Origin of the sequence: Xenorhabdus beddingii, from assembly GCF_002127545.1 — a bacterium.
Lineage (GTDB): Bacteria > Pseudomonadota > Gammaproteobacteria > Enterobacterales > Enterobacteriaceae > Xenorhabdus > Xenorhabdus beddingii.
Window position 1 is genome coordinate 1 of sequence record NZ_MUBK01000081.1, and the last position, 2,424, is coordinate 2,424.

Annotated in this window: 3 protein-coding genes; all 3 read left to right on the forward strand. The window is 36.3% G+C overall.

Features of this window, described 5'->3' with window-relative positions:
• On the forward strand, positions 1-1,129 hold a 1,129-nt coding region (locus Xbed_RS18370; RefSeq protein ID WP_244182558.1), incomplete at its 5' end, for a hypothetical protein.
• A 1-nt stretch (position 1,130) separates the two neighbouring features.
• The gene (locus Xbed_RS20390) at positions 1,131-1,523 is read left to right on the forward strand and encodes a hypothetical protein (RefSeq protein WP_244182559.1); all 393 of its coding nucleotides are present in this window, start codon (positions 1,131-1,133) and stop codon (positions 1,521-1,523) included.
• A 417-nt stretch (positions 1,524-1,940) separates the two neighbouring features.
• Positions 1,941-2,424: tyrosine-type recombinase/integrase (locus tag Xbed_RS18380; RefSeq protein WP_086114267.1), on the forward strand; the 484-nt coding region annotated here is incomplete at its 3' end.

The following is a 2,424-nucleotide window of genomic DNA, read 5'->3' on the forward strand; positions in this document are numbered from 1 at the left end:
TAAAGACGCAAAAGGAAATCATCATATATTGCTCGATGTTTTTCAGGCGAAATTACAGAGTAATTATGAAACTCAACGGCATGTCACGCAGGAAACAGACGATGATCTTTCCGTAATTTATATTATGCAAATCATGCTTTACCGTAAACATGGCTCAAATACGATTCAGGCATTGCAAGCCCCTTTTAAAAAGATGTATACACTGGGTGAGTTTGTCTCAGGTAAAGCCTGTTCAGATAAAAAACGGGAGAATGCCTGTTATTTTGAGAGTACAATAGAAACAAAGCCTGTTAGCGACGGGGATAACACCGTTGAATTAAAAATTACTATTCCTGAAAGACCTTTTATTGCGAAAGAGTATCCAATCGGGCATAAAGATGATCCATTTGAGAAAAGTAAAATTGAATCACAAATTCAAAATAGGTTATCTAAAAGAAATTTTCCGGATCAAGGTGGAGCGAGTTTATGTGGCCCTGCTGCATTTTTTTATTGTTTGCAGATGGACAGACCTGATATTTATGAGCAAGCTGCCCGTGAATTATGGCGATATGGTAAGACTAAAATAGGTGAATTAGAAATCAAGCCGGGCGATGGTTGCCGGCATCCTAAAGGTTCGTTTTATAATCAGTACGGTTCAAGAATCTCAGGATTAGATTGGTTGACATTAGCCAGTTTGAGAGACTCAGAAAATATTATTATGGACTACGATGAAGTTTCCGATCAAGTACCGGGTATTACGGCTTGGTGGACATTGTCAGATTGGTTTGAAAAAGCGGGTTATGAAAAAATTTTTAGTAATGTTGGATTATCCCATTGTAATATAAATGATTTGGTAACTCTCGGTGATTATTATAACAAAGGATATCATGTTGTTACTTTAATTTCAGCAGGAATGTTATCAGATTTTGGTAATACAGAAACATCAGGGAAAAATCATTGGATAGTTTGGGAAGGAGTAGTAAGAAACTATGGAAAAGAAAACATAACAAACAATTCAGATTTTAATCAGTATGTAAATTTAAATCTGTTTTCATGGGGTAAAGTAGAACCTCAAATAAAAAATAATAAATCATTAGATTATGTACTAAACCATGTGTTTGGAGGATTGGTTTTTAAGCCAATGAAATAATATGAAAAACATATTAATTATTTTTATTTTTTTACTTTATGGTTGTGGGAATCCTACGCCAGAAGTTTTACCAAAATCAGAAGTTCTTCCTGATGCTGTGATAAATGAACCATATCAAGCATCAATTACCATCACAGGAGGCGCATTAAATGAAAAAAGCGTTTGGGTAAAAATTCATCCTATTGATTCAGGATTAACATGGAATCCCAAAGAAAGTTCTTTCCAATGGGAAGGGAAAAAAGAAATAAGAAAAGATTATCATCATATAGATATAACCGGAATCCCAAAGAAGATAGAATCGATAAAAATTGAAGTGGTAGGGTTTACTTTGGGTACAATGTACTCAGGGAAAGACTTCGATAAAATCTATACTATTAAAGTAAAAGGTAAATAGTTTTATCAGAATGGCGATTTAAATCGCCATTCTTTATGTTTTTTAATTATAAATATTTATCTCACCAAATACGTTCACTGCTGAAATAGAAAAGTGTTTTTTAACGGCAGATGAGGCGAAGTCGTTTGATGAACTTCGTGACCAGTCCGACATTCTTGCCCAATAAGGACAGAGATCAGCCACCAAAATAAAAAAACCTCAACCCACCCATAAAAATATTTCCCCTTAATAGCTGATACGATACAGCTATGACTATCATTGGGCTAAATGACGACGATTATGGGTATCCAAAAACAGTCATTGCAGGAAAATAATCGGATTATTGAAGAGTTGACATTGCAGTCTGAAAATAATCAGCAAAAATCATTTAGGTAACCCTTATGATTTTTTTTGATAAATGATCTGGAGATAAAAAATATGTTAAAGCGCAAATACCTGACCCAATCTGAGATAGAAGTGTTATTGACAGTATTGGAGAAACAGGCTCACGCAGCACGTAATACCTGCATGATATTTATGGGCTATATTCATGGTTTCCGGGTTTCTGAATTATTGAGTTTGCGTATTTCTGATGTGGATTTGGCAGGAAAAAGTTTACGGGTACAACGATTGAAAAATGGCTTTTCTACCATTCATCCGATGGTATCCCGTGAAATTCAATTGATACGTCACTGGCTGGCGGTACGAGCCAAGTATTTCCCTAAACCATCCCCGTTATCGGATGAACAGCCCGCCGAGAACCAAGAACCCGACTGGTTATTTCTGTCTCGCAGTGGTCAGCGGATGTCACGTCAGCAGATGTATAAAATCATTCGCCAGACCAGTTTGAAGGCAAAATTATCGATTTGCGCGAATCCGCACATGTTACGACATGCCTGTGGTTATGCACTGGCCGACAATG